The sequence below is a fragment of the Planctomicrobium stercoris genome (assembly GCF_051465655.1).
Lineage (GTDB): Bacteria > Planctomycetota > Planctomycetia > Planctomycetales > Planctomycetaceae > Planctomicrobium.
Map to the genome: position 1 here is coordinate 3,884,979 of NZ_CP195791.1, position 23,721 is coordinate 3,908,699.

A 23,721-nucleotide genomic window follows, 5' to 3' on the forward strand; every position below is an offset into this window, starting at 1 on the left:
AGAATCAATCATTATTGATTTGTCAAGGAATCTGGAACGGCCATCCCGACCTGAGGTTCATTAGTACTCACTGATTTTACAATATGAACGACCCAGTCACAAAAGCGGAACCGTTTCAGTTTGGGAAGAACGCAGCGACATCGGCGTCCCAGGCCACAGTGGACATTCTTGAAGTCCTCAAGCGTCGCGCTGCCCTGATCCTGTGCTGTGGGGCGCTGGGACTTCTCCTGGGGGTCACTTACTGGTCGAATGCCCAGGTCTGGTACGAGTCCAATGCGAAGATGCTGGTGACGCTCAAGGACGTTCGTTCCACAGACGCACAGGGGACGACCTCCTGGAGCGAAGATCGGCTACAGGCGTCGACGCTCGCCAACCATATGGAAATCGTTCAAAGCCAGAACATCATCCAGAAAGCTCTCGAACGAGTCCATTGGCAGGAAATGCCGTTCTTCCAGGAAATGATGGAAGAAGATTCGGAAGCTGACCCTGTCAAATATGTCAGGGAACACCTCACGATGACCAAGGGAGGGACTGGAACCGCCCGCGACGCTCGCAGCTTGAACATCAAGTTCCGACATGTCGATCCAGTGGCCGGCCTGGAAATTCTGCAAGCCATCGTCATGGAATATGAAGCCTTCCTGGACGATCAGGTGAACCGGACGATGTCTGCAGCCAATGATCTGATCCGCGATGCGCAGAACAAAGTGGAAGCAGAATTAAAAAGCGTTGAAGATGCTTACGTCGCGGCCCGCCGCGCCGCGCCCATTCTGTTTTCCGGTGAAGGCTCGAGCAACGTGTATCTCGACAAGTTCCGTCGGTTGCAGGATGAGCTGGTCTCCGTGGAAATCGAACGTTCCTCGGTGGCGACGCGACTGAGGAAGGTTGAGGAAAGTCTCCAGCAGATTGAAGCCAATCAGGGCGACACGCTGGAAATGCTCGCCTTGATCGACAGTGCCAGCCTGGAACGTCTCGGCTCCTTTGCCGGACTTCAAAGCGGCCAGACGGCTGGATTCGTGAAGGATATGCCAACCCGAACTGCCGCGGTGACAGCCAAACTCAACACGCTGACGACGCTGAAAGCAAAGCTTAACGAGCTCCTCTCGAACTTCGGTCCTGCACATCCGCAGGTGGAAATTCTGAGGCAGGAAATCGCTTTGGTTGAAGATGTGGTCCGAAATGCCGAAAAGCAGACGGAATTCACGAGCATGTTCGACGAATTAACGCCACAAAAGCTGCTGAAGGCATACACGGGATTTCTGCGACATGACCTTGCAGCTTCGGATGAACGCCGAGCAGAGTTGCTCTCGCTTGCAAGCTCCGCGGAGATGCAGTCCAAACAACTCATCGAATTCGAACTGCGCGACAGAATGATGCGTGCAGAGATCGACCGCAAACAGGCTCTGTTTGACGGAATTGTGGACCAGCTGCGGAGTCTGGACACCGCCACGGGGTTAAGCGGATATATTCACGAAGTGCTGGATGCCCCGAAAGAGGGCGAAGTGGTCTGGCCGAAGCTTGCAATCTGTGGAGCAGGTGGGGTTTTTCTTGGCCTGATGATTGGAGTTTCTCTGGCGGTCATGACGGATCAGCTGGACAACCGCTTCCGCAGCCCGGCTGAAATTGATTCCATGCTATCGTTGCCGGTGATCGGACAGGTCGGTCGAATCCGGATCGTTCGAAACAAAGAGTCTTCTGGTCGCATGATCGTGGATGCTCAGGCCCCTGAAGCAGAAGCGTTCCGTCTCCTCAGAACGTACCTGCTTCGCGAGGTCAAATCCGGGAACCTGCGCACTGCCATGGTCACCAGCTGTCAGGCCAAAGACGGGAAGTCGACCATTATGGCCAATCTGGGGGCTTCGTTCTCCGAACTTGGGATTCGCACGCTCATCATCGATGGTGACATGCGGGCGCCGACTCAGAATCGCTTCTTCAACCTGCAGATCAACAAGGGACTTTCGGAAGTTCTCCGCGGTGAAGTTCAGCTTGATGAAGCAGTCCAGTGGACCGGACTGGAAGGACTTTCGCTGCTCTCAGCCGGTGGGCCGGTCCGCAACCCCGCGGAATTGCTGCAGTCCGAAAGCTTCGACAAGGTGATTGAACTGGTGAAGGAGCAATACGACCTGATTCTGGTCGACAGCGGTCCGGTCCTCCTGGTTTCCGATCCGGCCATTGTCTCGCAGAAATGTGACATCGCTCTTCTGGTCGTTCGTGCAGCGACGGATACGAAGCGCAAGGTCGCAGAGGCCGTACGTCGCCTCCGGGCAGCCTCAACAAATCTGCGAGGTTGCATCGTCAATACGTTCGGAAGCAGCAAAGAGTTCACACGGGAATCCGGGGATTCGTCCGGCGGCTACTACTACGGCTACGGATATGGTTACGGCTATGGGAACCGTGCCTATGGAAACCGGATGCGGGAACTCTCAAATGGAACTCCGAAGTCCGATTCGAACAATGCTCAGGAGAATGGGCATCACGTTTAAGTCAGCGTGAGCAAGCACGGATCAAAATGGAGCTGCACACTGACGTGTGCAGCTCCATTTTTTGGCCAGACTATTTTTGCGGAAAGAGCTCAATTAAAGAGTCGGCGAAGATCTGCAATCCACGGGGATCCGGATGGTTGATGCAGTTCATCATCAGGCTGTTGTAAGGGATCCCCTGACGCCAGAGCCGACCATATCGCTTCGCAGCATCAGCCAGCGCGACGTCATGCTTTTTGCTGAATTCCCGTAACCCGTGCACGTACGGGCGTGGGTCCTCATCGATGTCACGTTCGCGATCCAGCCCCATCCAGTCGGGGCGAACATAATGAGGAGCGAGGATGATCCACTCGGCTCCAATCCCCTGAAAGTCCCCAAGAAGCCGGCTGTAGCGATCTTCTACTTGAGCGGGATTCAGTCCAGCGTCGTTGACGAACTCGCTGATGATCAGGTCCGGCTTCACGGCGAGTACGGTCTCTTTGTAGTTGTGTGGTTCACCCGGAGGAACTCCCAGGTAGGTGGAAGTGCTCCGACCTCCCCAGGCCTCCGTGACCAGTTCAATCTTCGCATCAGGGTACAACTGCTGAAGTCGTGCAACAAACTGAGCCTGCCAACCTTCCTGATCGCGGTTCGCCAGATAAGCACCTTCGGTGACGCTGTCCCCCCAGGCCAGAATCTTGACAGGCCCCCCAGACTGCAACTTCTGCATCGTCTTCGGGATCAACCGCTCTGCGACCGAGGGAGAGCTCCTTTCCGGTTCCGGGTATTTGGCCTCCAGAATCGGGAACAGCATGTTTTCATTCAGTTTGTCAGTGGTGCGGGTGAACCAGATGTTCGCCAGTCGTTCTTCACCGGGAAGCGTGTCCGGTGGCGTCGCATTGGTCGGTCTGGCAACTCCCTGGCGATAGATGATCTCTTTCTGGGGAGTGAGAATAATCGAGTCCAGACGCTGCAGGGTGTGGCGATAGCTGATGTAGACAGGAGTCTGCTCGGGAATTCGCCCCTCAGGCAGACGTCCGATTCCGCCCCAGCGAGGCTCAAAATCGTAGTCCTTCCCTTTCATGAAAGCCTCTCCGCTCTCCTCGGGGACCAGTCGCACGACCACGCTATCCGGGTCCAGCAGGTCCGGAGCGGTGAGAGCTTCAGCCAGGATTCCATTGAGTCTGGCCCCCCGGGCATACTGGGGGCCGGCCGGATTATAAAGCGGAAGTGCATCGTGCTTCTCCGCGACCACAGATTGCAGGGTAGGGAACTCGACATCGATCGTTTTTGTCTGCGCAGGACGATCGGTGGCAGCGGGCAGGGTCACTGCAATCTGACGCTCCCCCACGATCTTGAGTTCGGGCGGCTCAGCTGCGTTTCCGCGTGCTGCAACGGACAGCAATACACTGGTCAGTAAAGCAAACTGGAGTGGTCTCAGCATGAATGAGGCATCCTTCAGGGATTGAGGCAGGTTCACCGGATGATGGTATCACCCTCCATTCGTTCCGAGTAGGAGAGCACCCCGCAAGACCTGACAGCTCACCACGACTGTCCGGCTCAAGAAGCCAAGGATTCAGCGCGAGTTCGAGCAACGGTGAATCGCCTGCCGTCGACGCAAGATCACGACGGAGATCAGCGGCGGGAAGTCCCATGCAGTCAGGAGCGATCCTGCCTGAATGCGATTTATGAGCTGGCCAGTCACCATGCTGCAGGCCTTGGTGCGAAGCAGACTGGACCGGAGGGAGAACGCCTCCAACTGCATCGGAATCTATTCAAAATCGTCCGAGAGATCGTCTTTCTCGTCGGCAGCATCGGTCTCGGGCGCTTCCGCCGGAAGGGCTGCCTCTGTGGACTTGGATCGACGTCGCTCGGCCGGAACGAGTCTGTCGAGAATCCCGTTCACAAACTGCGAAGACTGCCTGGCTCCGAATTTCTTGGCCAGTTCCACCGCTTCGTCAATCACCACGCCAACCGGAGTGCTGGTATGAAGCAGCTCAAACGCACCCAGTCGCAGAACGGCACGGTCGGTCCCGGCCATGCGGCTCAGCTTCCAGTTCTCGGCGACCTGCTGAATTCTCTCATCCAGAGCAGGACGATGCTCCATGCACCCTGCAAACAGCCCCCAGGCGAATTCCTGAATATTCGGTTCGTTCAGTCGCTCACAGATCATTTCGCGGACCATCCGACCGGTGACATCCGGATTCAGATCCACCTGAAACAACATCTGCACTGCGATCTGACGTGCCTTACTCCGTTTCGACATACGTGGGTCTCATTGGCGAGCTGGAAAGACCTGCGGGAATTTCGGGACTCGCCCCTTCTATGGAATATCACCTGGGGCAGGTGTGAATCAGGAACGGGGTGTCAGGGAAAAGTCGGTTACCGGGATGGCTGGCATCACATGACGGTCAGGGTGCACCAGTCGGGGGGCTGCATCCGGAACGGACGCCTGTCCGGTGTCAACGTCCCCATGGGGTGAGGTCGTTTTGCAGTGTTCCGAGGGAAGGCAAGAACTCTTCAGGGTCTCAATTGCTCGAGGACGCTGACAGTTTCGATTGCCGCCAAAGCTGCTTCCGCCCCCTTGTTTCCCACTGCGCCGCCAGCTCTGGCCATGGCCTGCTCCATGTTACGGCAGGTGAGGACTCCAAACAAGACGGGGACTCCGCTCTTTCTGGAACTGACCGCCAGTCCCTGGGCAACGGCGTGGTTGATGTAGTCGTGATGGTCCGTATCTCCCTGGACGACCGCCCCCAGAGCAATGACAGCCACAAACTTGCCGGAATTGGCCATGGCGTCCGCGACAACGGGAATTTCGAACGAACCAGGAACCCACGCAATGGTGATGGACTCGGAATCCAGACCGTGACGCTCCAGCGTTCCGACCGCTCCCTCCAGCAGCCGCCGGGTCACTTCCTCATGGTACCGCGAAACCACAATTCCATACCGGTGATGGGGTTGCGTATCAAGCTTGCCGATGATCTGGGTGGCCATGGATGCTGCCAAGCAAAAGGGACTGCCGAAAAATCAGTCAAACAGTGTACGGGCCACGAATCGAGTTGTCAGTTTTCTCTGAGCTGAATTTCGAATTCGGTCGAAAGTTTGCCGACGACGCCCGATGCGAACGCACGCCGCATCATTTTCAACGTCCTCACATTGACAGAACCGACAGCCTCCTGCCATGCTCTCAGTCCGACTTCCAAGCCACGACTTCGCCACAAGAACAGATATTAACGGCAGTTATGAAAGCTCTCGCAGTTCATCCCGGAGTTCGGAACAGCGTCCATCTCGCCGATATCGCTGAGCCGCAACTTTCATCCGTCCCCAATGGTCGCGGAGTCCTGGTGCAGACGCTGCAAGTCGGTCTGGACGCCACGGATGCGGAAATCAACGAAGCTCTCTACGGTCGCGCTCCAGAGGGGGATCAGCATCTCGTTCTCGGACACGAGGTGTTCGGAAAAGTTCTCGAAGTTGGACCGGCGGTCACTCATCTGAAGCCGGGCGATTATTGCACCTGCACTGTCCGGCGTCCCGGTCCCACGCTGTACGATCTGATCGGCCGCAACGATATCACAAGTCATGAGACGTACTACGAGCGCGGTATCAACCTTCTGCACGGGTACATGACGCAGCGTTTCGTGGACGATGCGGAATACATGGTCAAGGTGCCAGTGGGCCTCAAGCACCTGGGAGTTCTCTCCGAACCTGCAAGCGTCTGTGCGAAGGCAATCGAACAGGCGTACCTCGCGCAGCAGCGGTTGCAGGTGTGGGAACCGAAGCTGGCCTTTGTGATGGGGGCAGGGCAGATTGGTCTATTGACCACCATGATGCTGCGACTGAAAGGGATTCAGGTTTACACACTGGCCCGTACACCCGAGCCGGGACTGAAAGAAGAGATTCTTCAGGGATACGGGGCAAGCTACGTCAGTACGAAGACAACCCCGATTGGCGATCTCGTCAAACAGGTCGGCCGACCGGACCTGATTATCGAAGCGACCGGATCATCGCACGTCGCCTTTTCCGCCATGGAGCATCTCAATCTCAATGGTGCGCTCGTCTGGACCAGCGTCACCGGGGGAAAGAAAACTCTGAGCGACTTCCCGTCAGACCGGGTCAATCTGGAATGGGTGCTGGGCAACAAGCTACTGCTCGGTTCCGTGAACGGGAACCGTCACCATTTCGCACAGGGTCTGTCAGATCTGGCACTGGGTGAAGTGATGTTCCCCGGAGTGACATCCCGCATCCTGACCACACCGATCGACGGCTACGACGACCCGCAGGGACTGATGCGAGAACTGACCGAAAACAACGACGCCCTCAAAGTGTTCGTGAATGTTTCGGAAGGGTGAGCGGAGTCCGACCCCAGGTCATGCAAACAGCCACGGGAGTCGGGCGGTCGACTGAAACAGCTCGCGGCTGATGTGGGGAGAGACTGCAACACGCGGAAGGTCGAAGTGATCGGAGTGGCCGGTCGAACCGAATCCGCCAGAGAAGCTGAACGCCCAGCGATAACCCGCCTCGCTGAGAATCTGTTTGGTTTCCGCCGTAAATGACGTCGGTTGTCCAACCGGATAGCTGAAGGCGGTGATCGGATGACCGATCTCCGCTTCGATCCGTTGCTTTGACCCCAGGATTTCTGCTCGCTGAGTCTGAGCATCCGTGTTCGCCAGAACAGGGTGATTGACGGTGTGGCCCCCCAGGTCCATCCCGCTTCGGTCCATTTCGCGAATCATGTCCCAGTTCATCCAGAGTTCCCGCGCCAGCGATGCCGGACAGCGACCGCTCCCCGTCGCCTCAGCCAGTTGGTTCATGAACTCCGCGGTCTGAGTGTCCGAGAGGTTTTTATAGAATCGCAGGATCGCCTTAATGGTACCTTCCTTCTCCTCTGCCGAACCGAGCGGGTATTCGATCGCTGGCGTGAGTGAAGGGAGTTTGGATTTCGAGCTGGACCGCACCATCCAGGCAATTTCGTCCCACCATGCCACGAGTGCGCGATCGATAAAGCCGCTGGTGATGAAGAAGGTGGCAGGGACGCGGTGTTGCGTCAGAACCGGGAGCGCGAAATCGAAGTTGTCCCGATACCCGTCGTCGAAGGTGATCATCACAGAACGCCCCGGGCGTCGCAGGGCCTGTTCCAGATCGTCCACCCTGACGACATCGTAATTCTGCTTGAGGAAACGGACCTGCCGGTCGAAGTCCTCCTGATCAGCACTGTACAGCGCCCGGTCGAACTGAGCCTGCGCGGGGTCGCCAATCCGGTGGTAATTGAAAACGACGAGCCCATTCCAGCGACCGACGGTCCGGGACAGCAACGAGCCCAGCCCCGTCCGCTCCAAAGTTCGCGCCAGAAGTTCCCGTTTACTCATGATGATCTGTTGCTGCTGATATTTTGAAGGCCGGCCTTCGGGACAGAGTCGTCATTACAAAAATGGAGTTGATCGATGCCCGGGGAGGGACGGACTCGTCTTTCCGGAGTGATCTGTTCGTCCTAGAATTCGGCCATGACGATTATTCCGATCATTCCGAGGGGGCTACCGGCTGAAAAGCCGGATTCCCGAACGATTCTGCATCTCTCCCGTCCGACGTGGAGCCATTGGTCGTTGATCGCTGCCGGGCTCCTCCTGCTGGTCAGTGCTCCTGCTTCTGCTGACGTTCCGGTCGCGGAGCGGCGCCTGCAACTATTGCAGCAGCGATACCAGAAACTGCAGGAGCAGTTCGCCAAAGACATGAACGCCCTGGCGCAGGACTGCGAGTCGCAAAGTTACTTCAAAGATGCCGAAGAGATTCGCAAGCGGGCGCTGCCACCCGAGTCGGGGGCGTATGACGTCGATCTCCTCCCGACCGAACCGTTGCCCTCCATCCCGTTGAACCTGCCGGATGAAGAACGTCAATGGCGGCTGAAGTTGCGGAAGCTCGAAACGGATTATTCCACCAATCTGTACCTCGTGGCTCGGGATGCCCTGAACAAAGGATTCCCCAGCCTGGCCTTTCAGCTGATCCGTGAGGTGGCGTTTCACAATCCTGACAACCGCAATGCACGCGGCATGCTGGGCTACGTTCAGGATCAGGGGAAGTGGACCACCTCGTTCCGGAAGCTGATGGCATCGAAAAAGATGGTCGACCATCCCCGCTTCGGATGGATTGAGGAGAAACTCGTCTCGCGCTACGAGAACGGAGAACGACTGCTCGACACGCAATGGATGAGCGCTGAAAAAGAAGCGGCCATCCGCAGCGATTTCAAGTACGCCTGGGAAGTCGGGTCCGAGCATTTTCTGGTCAGAACCAATCACAGCCTGGAGAAAGGTGTCGAGATCTCCCGGGCTCTGGAGAGCTTCCACGATTTCTTCCTGCGGGAATACACCGCGTTCTTCAACTCCCCCCAGCAGATGCAGCGTCTGCTGGACCGTGGATCCAGTACGCAATGGAACCCGAAAGAGCGGTATCACGTTAATTACTACCGTAACAAAGACGAGTTTGTGGCGGCGTTGAAAGCCCGGCAGCCGCAGATCGAAAAGGCTAACGGTCTGTATATGCCGCATGACCGCATCGCGTACTTCTATTTCGATGAACAGCCTGACGACACCGACGAACAACGGGCCGACAAACGTGAGACGATGTATCACGAGGTGACGCATCAACTGCTGGGCGAAAGCCGTCAGCGGACGGTCGATGTCGGCGAGCGGGCGAACTTTTGGGTGATTGAAGGCTTCCCCTGTTACCTGGAGTCGTATCGGGAGAGCTCGCATGAGCCGCATGTCGGCAACCCAAGACATATCCGCATTTACTGGGCGCGGCGGCGGGCGCTGGAAGAGAACATTTACTGGCCCATGCGTCAGTTCACCCGACTGGGAAAGGCCGACTTCCCGCTGGAACCGGACGCCTACAATCAGGCTGCCGGGATGGCCCATTTCTTCCTGAATTATGAAGACGGGATGTACCGGGACGGGTTCATCCAATACCTCTCAAACGTGTACGATCCCGTGGATCGCCTGCGGAACTCCACCACCAGTCTGGAGCAGATCCTGGGCGTGAAGTATGAAATCCTGGATGAGCAGTACCGGGACTACTTGAAGTCGCTTCCATCGGACCCGCCGTCCGGGTTGCAGGTCATCGAAGTCCGGGAATAGAGATCACTGCTTCCCAGACATGATCGCAGCCGGCTGAATCCACGACCGATCTCTGAACTCATCACTCCACCAGAACCCGGCAAAGAAAACCGTATGACCAGTCACGCTTCAAAAATCCTGCCGACTGTGCTGGCTCTTTTTCTCACGACCACTTTGCAAGCGGAATCTCCCATGACCAGGCGCATCGAGCATCATGATGATTACTTCGGAACGAAGGTTCCCGATCCTTACCGGTGGTTGGAAGCGGACGTCCGGGAAAACCCTGAAGTCGCCCAATGGGTGGCCGAGGAAAACAAGCTGACCGCTGCCTTCCTCGAGAAAATTCCCCAGCGGGCGAAGATTCAAAAGCGTTTGACCGAGCTGTGGAACTTCGAAAAACTCGGAACACCCTTCAAGGCGGGAGGACGGTATTACTTCTTCAAGAATGATGGCCTACAGAATCAGTACGTCCTGTACACGCAGAAGACGTTGAAAGATCCTCCCGAGGTGTTGATCGATCCCAACACATGGTCCGAAGACGGGACGGTCGCGCTCGCGGGACAAGTCTTCAGCGACGATGGCCGCTATGTGGCGTACGCAGTGCAGGATGGCGGTTCCGACTGGAAGATCTGGAAGGTGATGGAGATCGCCAGCCGCCGCGTGCTGGAGGACGAACTTCGCTGGATCAAATTCAACTCTCCCGCGTGGACACCTGACGGAGCCGGGTTCTTCTACGCCCGCTTCCCTGAGCCGCAGACGGGAGCCGAATTCCAGAATCTGAACGTCAATCAGGCGATCTATTATCACCGCATCGGCGATCCTCAGGAGCGGGATACACTCGTCTTTCATCGACCGGATCACGCGGAATGGGGCTACAGCTGTACGGTCACCGAAGACGGCAACTACCTGATCATCACCGTGCATGTCGGAACCGATGACAAATACCGCGTCTTCTATCGTGACCTGCGTGATCCGTTCTCAATGCCGGTGGCGCTGATCGATCACTTTGACAATGAGTACAGCTTCATCGGCAACGACGGGCCAGTCTTCTACTTCCAGACGGACCTCGACGCCCCACGTCGACGGGTGATTCAGATCGACGTACGAAACGTTCCGCCAGCCATTGAAATCGCGGAAGAGAAGGACCGGAAGAAGCGGGAGATCCCTTATCAGGAACTCATTCCTCAGGGGGATGACACCATGACCGGTGTCTCGTTCATCGGCAACCTGTTCTTCGTCGAGACATTGAAAGACGCGAAGACTCAGGTCGCACTCTACGAGAAAGACGGAACATTCCTGCGAAACATCGAGTTCCCGGGGATCGGCTCCGCCAGCGGATTTGCGGGCAGACAGAACGACATCGAGACCTTCTATTCCTTCTCGAGCTTCGACACTCCCCCCAGCAGCTTCCGGTATGACATCTTTACCGGAAAGAGTGAGCTTCTGCAGCAGGCCAAGGTTGACTTCAATCCAGACGACTACGAAGTCAAACAGGTTTTCTGCAGCAGCAAGGACGGTACGAAAGTCCCGCTATTCGTCGCTCACAGGAAAGGGATCAAGCTCGACGGCAACAATCCCACGCTGCTTTACGGGTATGGCGGCTTCAGCATTCCGCTAACACCTTCATTCTCCATCAGTCGTCTGGCGTGGATGGAGATGGGAGGGGTCTTTGTAATGGCAAACCTGCGAGGTGGTGGAGAGTACGGTGAAGACTGGCATCGCGCGGGAACTAAGCTGAACAAGCAGAACGTGTTCGACGATTTCATCGCGGCCGCCGAGTGGTTGATTGAGAACAAATACACGCAGCCGAAGAAGTTGGCGATTCAGGGAGGAAGCAACGGCGGCTTGCTGGTGGGGGCCTGCGAGACTCAGCGACCCGACCTGTTTGGAGCCTGCCTTCCGTCTGTCGGCGTGATGGACATGCTGCGGTTTCAGAAGTTCACCGCAGGTCGATACTGGGTGGATGATTATGGATCATCGGATCACCCGGAAGAGTTTGCCGCACTCCTGGCGTACTCGCCGTACCACAACATTAAACCGGGAACCTGCTACCCCGCGACAATGGTGATGACGGCCGATACGGATGACCGCGTGGTTCCCGGACACAGCTTCAAGTTCGCTGCCGCCCTGCAGCACGCGCAGTCCTGCGACAACCCGGTCCTGATTCGCATCGAGACGCGTGCCGGGCATGGTGCCGGAACTCCGACCACCAAGCTCATCGAGGAGATCACCGATCAGTGGTCGTTCCTCGTGAAGGTCCTCGACATGAAGGTCGGGGAGTGAAGCTGACCGAGGATCTGTTCAGGATGCCTGCACATGCAAGCAGGCATTCTGAATTTCAGGGCTGCGTCACGCCGGCGGGATCGGACTTCAGCCCGACGCCGTTGACGGAGATCACTTGATAAGTAGACGCTTCGCCAGCGGAAGATGACTCATCCAGAAACTCCATTTTCGGCCACGGTCGAATCGGGGTGTCGTGATACGAATTGGTCTGAAAAAGGGGACGGCCGTATTTCCCGACGGGCGTCTCCGGGACCTGTCCGATCACTTCACCGTTCCGCAGCACCAGAAACTGCCGGCATCCGCTCTCCATGTCCGCGTCCGCGTTCCAGGTGATCAACCTGGATTGCAGTGAGTCGCTGTGCGATGTGACCTGCACATCAAACGGGGCGGGCGGCGGAGTGTCGTCGGAGACTTCTCCAGTCTGCACATATTCCATCCAGGCCTTGGCAAACGCAGCATTGGGAAGCCATGTGGCAGAATCAGTATCGCCCTGAAAGTCCTTGGCAGAGACGGCGATGGTTTCGTTCTTCCTTGCCAGCCAGGCGGCCTGCCAGTCGACCGGATTGAGCTTCTGGCTGCCGCTGTCAACATCCGGCAATCGCATTTCCATACAGGCATCGAAGAATCGAATGGCGACTTCGCGGGAGTTACCGCATTCGTGATTCGTCCTCGGATCGGGGGCGAATCCAACAGGGGCGCCCTGTTCACGGTATGAACGGAACATCGTGCTCAGACCGAACCACGATTTGCGAAATGTGACGTGTTCCTTTTCATGCTGCCCGGGATTGCACATCAACGGAACTTCGTACACCTGGGGAGACATTCTGGGCATGCGGATCCGCGCCGTCTCCCAGAAGGCGAACGCTGTCCCTGATCGACACCAGACCGCGATGACGCGTTCAGGATGAATGGTCTGCATCAGGCTGACCCAGGACCCGCCTCCGGAATGTCCCCACAGGCACCAAGGAACAGTGCTGATTTCGGGATGACCGGACTCTTTCGCAAAGTCATCCAGGGCCGTCAGGAAGCGGACGCGCGATCCACTGCGAGGGTCGGCCCAGATCCAGCAGTCCTGCTCGGGGGCCAGACGATAAGACGGTCCCAGGAGAGCACAGTTCCACTTTCGTGCCAGCGCCTGCCATTGCAGATCATCCGCAAAGTCCAATCCGGATGCCGATGCCTCTGCGCCGCATCCATGCTGATGGACGATGATGCCGCGTAATGTTTTGGCATCGCCAGGAATCCAGATGCGATACGTGACTTCCACCGGCAATTGCAACTCTTCCTCAGAGCCCTCGTAGGTGATCGACAAGGCCTGATCTTCACCAGCTCCGGCAGTGACTCCTGAAAGTGCGATGCTGAGTGTCAACAGGATTCGCCGCAGTTGGATTCGAGGTATCATGCCGCCCATATTTGTCCAGATTCAGTTGATGCTGCAAGCAACCGGCTCAACGAGACCAGTTTGGTCTATCATGTGCAGGCGATTCAGGATTTTCACCGCATGAAAGCCCATATTATCGCCTGCGGAACGTGATAGATCTTTTGCAAAACCGCTCTAGTACTACAGTTTGATTTCTTGAAAAACTCAATGAATTGTCCGCCAGAGCTCGAAGCGTGAGCGAGTGCATTCTTGACACAAATGCGACTCAATGCACTTGCTTACGCGGCGTGCTCTGAAAAAATCAAACTGTAGAACTAGAACGAATGTCACGACAGTGTGGCGTTCCGGCGGCGATAAAGACAGCTTTCGAGCGAGAAATTCCCCCGAATCGCCGCCACACTCCCCTGAGACAGGGGCTATTTTTTGACGTCCCAGTAGTGCAACTGCCCGGTGCTGTCTCCGATGATCATCGTTTGTCCGTCAGCAGCAACGGCCACCTGCGTCGGCAAGGACTTGGGAACATCCATCTGTCTGAGATTTCCGCCGTCCGCACTCCACAACCGTGCCTGTCGGTCACGGCCGCAGCTGACGAGGTTGCCGTCGGCCAGGAAGGCCACCGACAAGACTCCGTTAGGCAGTTTGCCGAAGACTCCCGCGGGACGCGGCGGATTGTGTGCGTTGGGCTTGGAAGCTGCGGGCCAGCCGTCAACGGGATCCCACCAGACGATCAGTCCATCTTCGCCGCCGGATGCCAGCATCCTGCCGTCCGACCGCCATGCTAAGGAATTCACGCTTCCTTTGTGTTCGGAAAGTGAAAGCAGAATCCCGCCGCTTTTCGCATCCCAGAGATGAATCCCCCCGACGCGGTCACCTGTGGCAAGTTTGGTCCCATCGGGACTGAACGCGATCGACGTAATCCAGTCGGTATGCTTGTCGAGCTTGTACAACAGGCTCTTATCAGTGGTCGAATAGACTTTGACGGCTTTGTTCGATCCGCCCAGAGCCAGCTGTTGCTGATCGGGGCTCAGATCGGATGCCAGAATTTCGTCAATTTCATCTCCAAGGTCGACCAGCCGCTTCCCACTTTGCACATCGTAGAGAACGGCCACGCCGTTTTGCACAGGGCGTCCTCCGGCTGCCATCAGCACTCGGCCGTCGGCGCTGAACCGCAACACGTGCGGTTCACCTTCGGGGAATGAAAGAGCCCCCATCGGTTTACGGGTTTCCAGATTCACCAGCCGGATCTGCTCCTGACCGGACACTGCCAGAAGAGGTGCCCAGGGGCTGGCTGCCATCGTGAGGACCGGCATGGGGCGGGCTGTTTTGGGGACCGGAAATCGCGGTAATTTTCCAGGCATCGGCGGGGGACCGTCCGGTTTTCCGGCGGAACCCGGGGCAGGGGTGAATGTCAGGTCCCGGGCCTTGGACATCGATGCACTTCCGGCCTTCTCCAGCAGCCCGTTCTGAATCCACAACCGGATGATTTCGATTTTATCATCGGGAAGGGGAGGGCTGTTCGGAGGCATGCGGGCCTCCGGGTCTGTCTGGGTGATCGCTTCGAACAGCAGGCTGTTGCTGGCCCGCCCGGCAACGACGATCTTTCCGGCACTGCCTCCATTGATGAGGGAACCAAACTCGGAAAGATTGATCCCGGCTTCCTGCTTCCCTTCACCATGACACTTGAAGCAGTATTGCCGCAGGATTGGCCGAACGTCAGCTTCATAGTTGACGGCTTTGGCGTCCTCGGCATAGGCCAGGCCAGCCAAAAATATCAGCGCGCTTACAATACAGAATTGACGCAACATAGGAAATCACCGTCAGTGATTGAATGCAAATTCGGTCGAGTTCAACAGGCTCCAGAAGATGTCGACGTAAACGTCAGGACTCTCACCGGCAGAGACGACAACTTCCATCATCTGCTGCATTTCTTCTGGCGAGGGTTTACGCGACAACGCACGCAGATAAAGCACGTCAATGATCTCTGCAGGCGATTTCTTCTCTTCAAGCAGCCGGGGAATGACACGCCCCTTCACGATCTGTGCCTGGACGGTTTCATTCCCGATCAGATGCAGAGCCTGAGACAAAGTCGGTTCCGGTTTGGCCTCACAGGTGCAGATACTGGAGCGGGCGGAACGTCCGAACGTCTCGAAGAACGGATCTCCGACATGAGGTCCCGTGGTATCGCCTGTCGTGCGGGGATAGTACTGAATGGCTCTCGTTCCGGCCGGAAAGGCAGCGAAAGGACGGTCGCCATCAGTCGCCCTCACAATCGAATCGAGCAGCACATCGGCCCGCAGGCGACGCAGACGCTGACGTGAAAACTGGCGGGTATCTCCAGCATTGGTTTGATTCGGTGTCACTTCCAGCTGGTAGACTCGGGAATTGCAGATGTCCCGAACCAGTTGACGGAGATCGAATCCGGAATCCACCAGATGTTTCGAGAGGCTGTCGAGCAGTGGACCGTTTGTGGGCGGATTACTGATCCGCATGTCATCGAGCGGCTCGACGAGTCCCCGTCCCATGTAATGGGCCCAGATACGGTTGGCCATATTCCTGGAGAACAGCTCGTTCTCCGGAGAGGTCAGCCACTCTGCAAGGGCCACGCGTGGATCCCCATCACCTGCAACGGGGGCTTCACCTCCCAGCACAGTCGGGGGAACCGGACGGTCATCCAGCAGGTGTTTGGCGGGCGGGGCTGTCGGATCCTGATAGATGTAATATTCTCGAGCTTCTGCCCCGGGCTTTCGCTTCATGCCGCTGAAGATACTCACGAACCCGTAATAGTCGTTCATCGTCCAGCGATCGAACGGATGGTTATGGCATTCCGCACATTGAATCTGCACTCCGGTGAAGAGCTGCGAGAAGTCCGCTGCAAAACTCTTCGGATCGAACTTCACCTTGTGCGGAAGCATGGTGTAAAGATTTGTCGGACCGTTGTTGACGTTACTGCCTGTCGCCACGATCTGATCCGCCACGAACTCGTTCAGGGGCCGGTTTCGACCAAACTGGTCACGAATCCACTGGTAGTAGATATCGGCCGCTTTCACGCTGGTCCCGACTGGCGCATATTCCCCCCCGATGATGCGGACTGATTCGGCCCAGAGCCCGGCCCAGAGATCAGCAAATTCAGGTGACTCCAGCAGTTCATCGATGAGAACTTTCCGCTTCTCAGGGGAAGCATCATCCATGAACTTCTGATACTGCTCCTGCGTGGGGGGCAGGCCCGTCAAGTCCAGATACAGGCGACGCACAAAGACTTCATCGCTTGCCAGGTTCGATGGCAGAAGCTGCAGCTTCTGCAGACGGTCGTAGACAATCTCGTCGATATAGTTATTGGCTGGGGGATTCGACCACTGGTAAGTGGAGTTCTCCGGAAGAACGATGACTTCCGTACCGATTGTAAATCGACTGTAGCGGGCAAAGACGTTGGTGTCGCCGGACTGCAACGGCGATACCTTGCCGTCCTGGTCGATTGCCGCAATCGAAGGATTATTCGACTGGAAGAGTGCCAGGGCAGTGACGTCACGGGTTTTGCCGTCAGAGAAGCGGGCGGTGACCTTGGTCTGCACCGGCTTGTCAGCCCCGTTGAAGACGAGCCGCTCGGGGGTCAACTTGATTTCCACCGGCTCCGCGACATCTCCTTTATCGTTCGGAGCCCCCGCTTTGATCCAGGCCAGCAACGTCCGGTAGTAAGAACTGTTCGTGTCGAAGCGACGGCCGCCAGTGTGAGGGACTTTTCCAATCGCCTTCAGCAGCAACAGGCTCTGGTCCGGGGCGGCCACGTTCACCCGACGACCGACCATCTCTTCGGTGATTCGAAAATAATCGCCCGCGGGGTCGTATCCGAACAGGGAAAGCATGAAGCCGTCCTTGCCACGTGCAGAACCGTGACACGATCCCGCATTGCAGCCGGCGCGAAACAGGATCGGCATAATATCCTGTCGGAAGCTGGGCACGTCCGCAGCATAACCGACCGCGGTGAACAGACAGGACGACAGCAGGAGTGCCAGAATCCAAGGTTTGCCGTTTGGTGCGCACTTCATCGTGAAACTCCTCCCGCGTCACTCGTTAAGGCTGGGTCGACTCTCAGGATCCCTTTGCCGATCAGCAGACGGGTCGTCTGGTCACCATCATGAATCTGAATGTCACAGCCCAGTTCTTTATATTGTCCCAGCAGGGCTTCATCCGTCGCAGCGACCGTGAAGACCAGTTGCGAATCTCCTGACTTGATGCGTGGAGGTGAACCGACCATGGTCACCCCTTTGGGTAATCCGGTCAGCTTGACTTCCGCCTCACCGGGAAAGTCTCTCTTGTGTTCCAGGTCCCAGACGATGTCCGTCTGCTGTCCTCGTCGAACTGAAGCGGGCTGGCTTTTGAGATCGAAATACTGCTCGGCGACCTGCAGGTCAAACACTTGAGAAGATGTCCGGATGTGGCCGATCCCCAGGTAGGACGACTCTGTGATCAGGCCCGGGCTTCCCTCGGTAGGAGCCATTGTCGCGATGACGGCCATGGGTGTGATTCCGACTTTTGCTGTCGGGGCGCAGCTCAGATTCAGTGTTGCTTCGGTTTGACCTGGAGGTACGGTGACTGCCGTTCCAGTCCGGACACCATCAGGCAAGGAGCCGAACTGGAGATCCACCGGGTTATTGCAGTTCGGTTGCCGCTTCACTCGAACCTGAATGGACAATTCCCCGTTCTTCGGCAGGGCAATCGCGGGGGGAATGACCTCGATTTCATAAGGAGCAGGATCCGTGACCGCGAGGACATAACTGTTCACAGACGTGACATGATAGGCGGCCCCACCGGGGTGATTGATAAACACGCATGACTGGTGCGATCCTGTTTCCCATTGGTTGGTCTTTCCGACGGGGCGAACATTGATTTCAACATTGGCTGCCTGCGGTTCGGTTCCCGGCTCAGCGATGAACTGCAAGGGAGCACTCTTTGCCGTCGCGGGAACACGAGAGGAAATCATCTTCACTCCCGGCGGAAGACCGACTGCTTCAAATTCAATGTCCCCTGTGTATTGGTTCCCCTGAATCGGCGCGAGCATGAAATTGAGCGTCCAGCGATTCCCCGGCTGGATCACGAGGTGCGTATCGCGCGGGCATTGAACTCCGTGGTGAGCCGTGGAATACAGATAAGTATGAACGCCGTCACGAACGGGCTCCACTTCGATGCGATAAATCGACAACGGGCTCCCCAGGCTTCTCGCATCGCTGATCTGGAGAATGTAGTCACCATCTTTTTTGGGACTCCACAGCTTCGAAGGGTCCAGATAATCCTTGAGTCGGACTCCTCTCTGAAGCCAAAAAAGATCGCGTTCTTCAAGTGTTCCATCATCCGCATCGAGTTCGACAGCGTCGGCATCAACCGGTCGCAGACTGATCTGTGGATCCAGAGGAGATCCGATGGAGCGAGCGTACACTCGAATCCGATAAGTCTCCCCCTGCTTGACCTGCAGGCGGAACTTGTCGTTTTCGCCGGGCTTTTCGATGATCCCATTGAGTGCGGCCGGAAGCTGTGGAACACGGGTTTCTTTTCCGGAACGATCTTCCAGGACATTGGGAAAGTTCGAGACTCGCAACTCAAGTGGAGTCACGAGCCCATCGATGAATTCAAATTTCCCCTCCTTGGCAGGGAGATTGACCACGGCTTCATACGGCCCTCGGGCGTCCCCCAGAAAGGTTGTCTTCAACGGCTGCCCTGCAGGACCTCCGGCCGGATAGGCTGCCTGTGGTCTCCGTTTCGCACTGATGTGTGCCAGATAATAGACGCGTTGGTGATAGTCCGGCTTGTAGACGCTCTGCCGGATCTCGATGAAATAATCGCCGTCGCGCGGCAGTACGGTCGAGACCACAGGATCCTGCAGGTATTGCGGACTATCGTCATTCTCAGCTACGACCTTCCCGGCGTCATCGAGAATGCGCACCTTGAGATCGAACTCGGACTGCGCGAAGGTCTTATCTCCAAGCCGCACGCACACCACTTCCACTGCGAGCGGGTCGCCTGCTTTGCCCGTCACCCGGTAAATGTCGATATCCTTCTGATTATCAGCATGCGGAACGAAGATACGGCCGTAGGCAGTCGACTCCATCTGCACCGGCGTGGCTGTCTCCAGCGTGTCGTTCCTGGGCTCCTTGTCATTTTCACCATCGACTTCGTTCACGATGGGAAGCGGGGTGACCCAGAACACGCTGATCGTCGACAACTGAGTCCCGGTTCTCAAACGGAAGGGGTGTTCCCCTACCGGGCAATCGGGAGCAATCACAAATTTGCAGCGGACCCGTTCTTCCACACGTCCGCCATGGCCCAGATTTCGGCTGGACGGAGGATTTTCCAGCTGCTCGACCTCGATCGCCTTGATGCCCGGCCGGTAGAAAATCACCTCTCTGGGATCGGAGAGATAGACCCCTTCGAGCGTGACTTCAACGGTGCTTCCCTGCTGGCCACAGCGAGGCGTGACAAATTCCACATTCTGTGGAAGGATCGCCAGGGCGACCGAATTCCATGCGATTGCGAACGAGATCCCGAGAACCGCACTAAACACAGTTCCACATCGATTCCGGATCAAACGAACTGAGGACCGAGAAAGAGACATCGATTTCCTTGATGTTTTCAAGTCGCGGATGACTGAAATTTTGCGGCGCAGTTCGGCGCGACCTATGTCACGATTTCCTTGATCACCCGGCCGGAATTGATGATTTCAATCGGCCGTGTCCCGAAGGCGAGCAGTTCTTCGTTCGAATCAATCCCGAGCTGGTGATAGACCGTGCTGAGGACGTCTTCAATCGTGGCAGCGTCGCGAGCCGGCTCGGAACAGGTGGCGTCGGAAGCGCCGTACATCTGCCCGCGGGTGATTCCCCCTCCGGCCAGCAGAGTCGAATAGACCCGCGCCCAGTGGTCCCGGCCACCAGCGGCATTCACGAGTGGAGTCCGCCCGAATTCTGAAACCACCATGACCAGTGTTGAATCGAGCAGGCCTCGCTGGTCCAGGTCCGTGATCAACCCGGCCAATGCATGGTCGAGGGCTGGCGTTTGACCCAGTGTTGTCTTCTGCAACTCTGCATGACAGTCCCAGTCACCGTAGGTCACGGTGACGAGTCGGACTCCGGCCTCCACAAGGCGACGGGCGAGAATCAAACGCTGGCCAATCCCGGCGATGGCTGGCGTCCCGACCTTGAGGTTCTTGGTTCCGTACAGGTCCAGCATCTCCTGCGACTCACCAGTCAGACTGAACGCCTGCTGGGCTGACGTGGACGTCAGCAGCGAATACGCGCTCCGGTAAAACTCATCCATCGTATTGAGGACATCCGGGTCCGCTTCCATCTTGCGGATATGACCTTGAACAACGTCACGCAGCGCACGACGGCGCTCGAAGCTCTCCGTCGAAACGCCTTCGGGGATCGAGAAATCCCGGACCTTGAAAGGGGCGTACCCGCCCGGGTCCGAGTAGACCTGAAACGCGCCATACTTGCTGCTGAGGAAGCCCGTCCCTCCTGACCCCGAAGGAGTCACGGGAACGGTGACATACGGGGGAATTCCGTTGCGGGACCCCAGTTGATGTGAAACGACAGCTCCCATCTGAGGATAGTCAATCACCGTGGTAGGAGAGTATCCGGTGAAGAGATGGTAAGTGGCCTGGTTGTGATCGGGGATTTTTCCGACGGTTGAGCGAACGATGGTGAACTTGTCGGCAACCTTCGCGATCATCGGCATCCGATCGCTGACGACTTCCCCTGTCGACGTCTTCGCAACACCGAACGGTCCACGGTAATCGACGGGGGCCTCAGGCTTGGGATCGAAGCTTTCCTGCTGAGCGAAACCTCCGGGCAGAAAGATCTGAATAACGCTTTGAGCTTTGGGCTGAATTTTCCCTCGCGATTCTGCGTTTGCCTGACCTTTCAGAAGGTCTCCCAGAGACAGCCCCAAAGCTCCACAGCTCCCGACCTGGATCGCCTGGCGACGGTTCAGCAATCGTCGAAACCCGTCACAACCGGAACTCTTTCGCTGAGACATTATGCAATCTCCACAGCAGGGATCTGCCACGAAACTCGACCAACCGGAAATTCCGATCGCACATATGCACTGAACGCGTTCTTAGTCTGACATTGGCGCAGATCGATTACAATGTTCCTTTGATGTAATAATATGAAACCTTAGTTCAGCCAAAAGAGAACCTGGATATTCATCATTTAACATGATGAAGGCGTCGTGCCGAACCACCCAATAGCCGTCGAGTTTGAAATTGGCTGCAGCGCAAGGTGCAGGGCGGTTGAGAGGGGAAGTCCGCGACGCGCTGTTTTCGAGGCGCGCGACTTCTCGCCACTCGTACGAATCGCCGCCTTGGAGGAAAGAATCTACTGCGAATTGTTATTTCGAGCGTTCGGATTGCCAGGCCTCGACAATCCGCTGATGTCCTTGCGCCAGAATACCCAGATCAGAACCAACCGCGAGCCAGCTGTAGCCGAAGTCGAGATGACGTCGCAGATCTTCAGGGCCCTTCAACAGAATCCCGCACGGCTTGTCCGCAGCCTTCGCAGCGGCAGCCACATGCTTCAAACAGCCTTCATAGTCCAGCGAAGTGACTCCAGGCCAGGCCCGCAGACTGGTTTGAAGATCGGCCGGTCCGATAAAGAGGACGCTCACGCCATCGACGGCAGCAATCGAGGCGGCATTCATGACCGCCTGGGGTGTTTCAATCTGCGCGATGAAAATTGGATCCGATGGGGCCTGCTCTCCCATCGGAGGGGACTGACGGCCATAACCGAATGCCCGCACATAACGGGCCACTCCCCGCTTCCCCCGGGGCGGATAGAGCATCGCTTCCACGCACTGTTTCGCAGCCTCGGCCGATTCCACATGGGGCACCATGATCCCATCGGCTCCCCAGTCAAGCAGCCGCGCGATCAACTCCGGATGAGGGGCTCCGACACGGACGATCGCCTTGACGGACCCGCCATGCATCGCACGAAACTGGTGCAGAACGTCGCTTTCGCTCCCGCTTCCATGTTCAAGATCGATCAGCAGCCAGTCAAAGCCACTCCGTGCAGAGAGCTCGGCGACTGTCGGGGATCCGGCCGATAACCATGTTCCGAGTTGAGCATCAAGAGAGTTTGATGGAGTCATCGTTTCCGCTTCAAATGTGAACCCCAGTCACAGCGAAGTGTGACAGGGGATGAGGTCAAAATCGTTCAGGCACTGTGTTGATCGCCGCTGGCAGGGTGCACTTCCGCCAGATTCATAGCGGGACTGGCCAATTGGGCCGACTGCGCCCAAGGCAATGCAACATTCCCGCCGATCAGGAAGATGCAGGCAAGCACTCCGAGTCCACAGAACAACGAGGCGACGCCAAATGCCATCGAGTAACTGTCGGTTGACCGGACCAGCCAGCCGGTCAGGGCCGGTGCGAGGGCGCCGCCGACGTTGCCCACCGAGTTCTGAAGACCAGTCCAGCGCCCCGCTGCTGCGGGCCCCGCTAACGTCTGTGTGAGTGCCCAGCCATTCGAGGAGTACAAACCCAGTCCCCCACAGGCGATGGTCAGACTGGTGATGCAAAGGGGGGCACTGTCGGTCAACATCGCCAGCGACATGAATGTTCCGCAGAGCAGCAGCCCGCAAATCAGAAATGATCTGCGGACAAGAAGAACATTCGAACCACGCTGAATGGACCAGTCTGCCAGCCAGCCTCCACAGATGGCGGTCCCGGCCATTGTCCAGAACGGCAGCGAACCGAATACGGCCATCGCCCACTTGCTCAGTCCTCGTGTTTCTTCCAGGTATGCCGGAAGCCAGAAAAGCAGAAATGCCCACACATAGCCCATGCTGAAGTAGGCAAGTGAAGTTCCCCACACATTGCGGCATAGCAGGAGGTCCATGAACCCAACCTGTTGCTGAGGATCGGCCGACTGCCGATGTTCCTGCTTCGCGGGGGTGCTGAAACCAAACCACAGCCAGGCCGGCAGCCACAGCAGACTTCCCAGTCCGACCGTCAGGAACAGACTTCGCCAGCCCCACTGGGCAACGACCAGTCCTCCCAGAAGCAGGCTGATCGCTGGTCCAAGTTTCGAAGCGGCTGCGACCAGCGCGTTCGCGAGTCCGAGCCGTTGAACCGGAAAGTTTGCGGCCAGGAGCTTCGACGTCGCAGGAAATGCGACGCTTTCCCCCGCTCCCAGGAGGAGTCGCAGAATGAGCATGACGGAGAACGATCCCGCGAACCCCATCGCCATCGTGGCCAGGGACCAGATCAGAAATCCAATCGCATAGACCCACTTCACGTCATAGCGATCTACCAGCCAGCCCGCAGCCAGCTGCGCTGTCGCATAGGTCCAGAAGAACGCCGAGAAAAGCAGCCCCATCTGGGCAGGATCCAGGCCAAATTCTCTCGACAGGTCCGTTTTGACCACCGAGAGACTCCCGCGGTCCACATAGCTGATGCCGACTGCAAGAATGAGCAGGAGCAGCAGGATTGCGGGAGAATTTTGACGCATAG

At 57.1% G+C, this 23,721-nt stretch carries 15 protein-coding genes; 4 read left to right on the forward strand and 11 right to left on the reverse strand.

The window, feature by feature from the left end; all coding sequences use genetic code 11:
* Window positions 1–83 precede the first annotated feature (83 nt).
* Window positions 84–2,480 (forward strand): polysaccharide biosynthesis tyrosine autokinase, encoded by a 2,397-nt coding sequence (locus SH661x_RS15715; protein ID WP_437223261.1) that lies wholly within the window; start codon window positions 84–86, stop codon window positions 2,478–2,480.
* A gap of 70 nt (window positions 2,481–2,550) precedes the next feature.
* Here SH661x_RS15715 and SH661x_RS15720 read toward each other — a convergent pair whose 3' ends face one another.
* The 3 genes from SH661x_RS15720 to ribH form a co-directional block, all read right to left on the reverse strand.
* Window positions 2,551–3,900, reverse strand: a complete 1,350-nt coding sequence (locus SH661x_RS15720) for an SGNH/GDSL hydrolase family protein (protein ID WP_437223264.1) — start codon at window positions 3,898–3,900, stop codon at window positions 2,551–2,553.
* Between the two features lie 327 nt (window positions 3,901–4,227).
* Window positions 4,228–4,722: a transcription antitermination factor NusB gene (nusB, locus tag SH661x_RS15725; protein WP_437223266.1), complete on the reverse strand. Its 495-nt coding sequence runs from the start codon at window positions 4,720–4,722 to the stop codon at window positions 4,228–4,230.
* Between the two features lie 254 nt (window positions 4,723–4,976).
* Entirely contained in the window at window positions 4,977–5,450 is a 474-nt protein-coding gene (gene ribH / locus SH661x_RS15730) for a 6,7-dimethyl-8-ribityllumazine synthase (RefSeq protein WP_437223269.1), read from the reverse strand.
* A gap of 248 nt (window positions 5,451–5,698) precedes the next feature.
* Here ribH and SH661x_RS15735 point away from each other — a divergent pair, with 248 nt between their 5' ends.
* On the forward strand, window positions 5,699–6,805 hold the full coding sequence (locus SH661x_RS15735; RefSeq protein WP_437223272.1) for a glucose 1-dehydrogenase: 1,107 nt from the start codon (window positions 5,699–5,701) through the stop codon (window positions 6,803–6,805).
* A gap of 18 nt (window positions 6,806–6,823) precedes the next feature.
* Here SH661x_RS15735 and SH661x_RS15740 read toward each other — a convergent pair whose 3' ends face one another.
* Window positions 6,824–7,822, reverse strand: coding sequence for a polysaccharide deacetylase family protein (locus SH661x_RS15740; protein WP_437223275.1), 999 nt, complete (start codon window positions 7,820–7,822; stop codon window positions 6,824–6,826).
* Between the two features lie 135 nt (window positions 7,823–7,957).
* Here SH661x_RS15740 and SH661x_RS15745 point away from each other — a divergent pair, with 135 nt between their 5' ends.
* Both SH661x_RS15745 and SH661x_RS15750 read left to right on the forward strand, forming a co-directional pair.
* Complete coding sequence (locus SH661x_RS15745; protein ID WP_437223278.1) at window positions 7,958–9,583, forward strand: hypothetical protein; 1,626 nt, start codon at window positions 7,958–7,960, stop codon at window positions 9,581–9,583.
* Window positions 9,584–9,754: 171 nt separating this feature from the next.
* A complete protein-coding gene (locus SH661x_RS15750; RefSeq protein ID WP_437223280.1) occupies window positions 9,755–11,845 on the forward strand; it encodes a prolyl oligopeptidase family serine peptidase in 2,091 nt (696 codons plus the stop codon).
* Between the two features lie 55 nt (window positions 11,846–11,900).
* On the opposite strand, the gene SH661x_RS15755 is transcribed toward SH661x_RS15750, so the two are convergent.
* The 7 genes from SH661x_RS15755 to SH661x_RS15785 form a co-directional block, all read right to left on the reverse strand.
* A complete protein-coding gene (locus tag SH661x_RS15755; protein WP_437223282.1) occupies window positions 11,901–13,247 on the reverse strand; it encodes a hypothetical protein in 1,347 nt (448 codons plus the stop codon).
* A 395-nt stretch (window positions 13,248–13,642) separates the two neighbouring features.
* Entirely contained in the window at window positions 13,643–15,031 is a 1,389-nt protein-coding gene (locus SH661x_RS15760; RefSeq protein WP_437223285.1) for a c-type cytochrome domain-containing protein, read from the reverse strand.
* Between the two features lie 12 nt (window positions 15,032–15,043).
* On the reverse strand, window positions 15,044–17,269 hold the full coding sequence (locus SH661x_RS15765) for a DUF1549 domain-containing protein (RefSeq protein ID WP_437223287.1): 2,226 nt from the start codon (window positions 17,267–17,269) through the stop codon (window positions 15,044–15,046).
* Window positions 17,266–19,779, reverse strand: coding sequence for a hypothetical protein (locus tag SH661x_RS15770; protein WP_437223289.1), 2,514 nt, complete (start codon window positions 19,777–19,779; stop codon window positions 17,266–17,268). The genes SH661x_RS15765 and SH661x_RS15770 overlap by 4 nt, the downstream gene beginning before the upstream one ends.
* A 113-nt stretch (window positions 19,780–19,892) precedes the next feature.
* On the reverse strand, window positions 19,893–21,248 hold the full coding sequence (locus SH661x_RS15775; RefSeq protein ID WP_437223291.1) for a DUF1501 domain-containing protein: 1,356 nt from the start codon (window positions 21,246–21,248) through the stop codon (window positions 19,893–19,895).
* A 354-nt stretch (window positions 21,249–21,602) separates the two neighbouring features.
* Window positions 21,603–22,358, reverse strand: a complete 756-nt coding sequence (locus SH661x_RS15780; RefSeq protein WP_437223293.1) for an HpcH/HpaI aldolase family protein — start codon at window positions 22,356–22,358, stop codon at window positions 21,603–21,605.
* Window positions 22,359–22,423: 65 nt separating this feature from the next.
* Complete coding sequence (locus SH661x_RS15785; RefSeq protein ID WP_437223295.1) at window positions 22,424–23,719, reverse strand: MFS transporter; 1,296 nt, start codon at window positions 23,717–23,719, stop codon at window positions 22,424–22,426.
* Between the last annotated feature and the right edge of the window lie 2 nt (window positions 23,720–23,721).

Coding starts and splice junctions, on each gene's coding strand:
- SH661x_RS15750 (WP_437223280.1), top strand. CDS start 9,755: ATGACCAGGCGCATCGAGCATCATGATGATTACTTCGGAACGAAGGTT.
- SH661x_RS15760 (WP_437223285.1), bottom strand. CDS start 15,031: ATGTTGCGTCAATTCTGTATTGTAAGCGCGCTGATATTTTTGGCTGGC.
- SH661x_RS15755 (WP_437223282.1), bottom strand. CDS start 13,247: ATGATACCTCGAATCCAACTGCGGCGAATCCTGTTGACACTCAGCATC.
- SH661x_RS15765 (WP_437223287.1), bottom strand. CDS start 17,269: ATGAAGTGCGCACCAAACGGCAAACCTTGGATTCTGGCACTCCTGCTG.
- SH661x_RS15740 (WP_437223275.1), bottom strand. CDS start 7,822: ATGAGTAAACGGGAACTTCTGGCGCGAACTTTGGAGCGGACGGGGCTG.
- SH661x_RS15715 (WP_437223261.1), top strand. CDS start 84: ATGAACGACCCAGTCACAAAAGCGGAACCGTTTCAGTTTGGGAAGAAC.
- SH661x_RS15775 (WP_437223291.1), bottom strand. CDS start 21,248: ATGTCTCAGCGAAAGAGTTCCGGTTGTGACGGGTTTCGACGATTGCTG.
- SH661x_RS15780 (WP_437223293.1), bottom strand. CDS start 22,358: ATGACTCCATCAAACTCTCTTGATGCTCAACTCGGAACATGGTTATCG.
- SH661x_RS15785 (WP_437223295.1), bottom strand. CDS start 23,719: ATGCGTCAAAATTCTCCCGCAATCCTGCTGCTCCTGCTCATTCTTGCA.
- SH661x_RS15745 (WP_437223278.1), top strand. CDS start 7,958: ATGACGATTATTCCGATCATTCCGAGGGGGCTACCGGCTGAAAAGCCG.
- SH661x_RS15735 (WP_437223272.1), top strand. CDS start 5,699: ATGAAAGCTCTCGCAGTTCATCCCGGAGTTCGGAACAGCGTCCATCTC.
- ribH (WP_437223269.1), bottom strand. CDS start 5,450: ATGGCCACCCAGATCATCGGCAAGCTTGATACGCAACCCCATCACCGG.
- nusB (WP_437223266.1), bottom strand. CDS start 4,722: ATGTCGAAACGGAGTAAGGCACGTCAGATCGCAGTGCAGATGTTGTTT.
- SH661x_RS15720 (WP_437223264.1), bottom strand. CDS start 3,900: ATGCTGAGACCACTCCAGTTTGCTTTACTGACCAGTGTATTGCTGTCC.